Origin of the sequence: Mesorhizobium sp. M7A.F.Ca.MR.362.00.0.0 (genome assembly GCF_004023175.1) — a bacterium.
Lineage (GTDB): Bacteria > Pseudomonadota > Alphaproteobacteria > Rhizobiales > Rhizobiaceae > Mesorhizobium.
The window spans coordinates 1-227 of sequence record NZ_RZTF01001172.1 but is presented as its reverse complement, the minus strand read 5'-3'; the positions used below and the strand labels follow the sequence as shown (position 1 = coordinate 227).

Genomic DNA, 227 nt, shown 5'->3' with positions numbered 1-227 from the left:
ATCACCAAGTCCAACAAGATTTTCTTTATTATCGACTATTATTTGTGTCTGTCTTAAACCAATAAAAGCGATAAACAAACCGATACCAGCAGTGATACCATGCTTTAAGTTTTCTGGAATAGCTTCTATCAGCTTTTCCCTGAAAGTTGTTAAAGAAAGAATTAAGAAGATGATTCCTGCAACAAATACAGCAGATAAGGCAATTGTATAATCAATTCCTCCATGGC

At 34.4% G+C, this 227-nt stretch carries 1 protein-coding gene; it reads right to left on the bottom strand.

Annotation, left to right across the window (positions count from 1 at the left end):
* On the bottom strand, positions 1 to 227 hold a 227-nt coding region (locus tag EOC06_RS39525; protein ID WP_281062161.1), incomplete at both ends, for a solute carrier family 23 protein.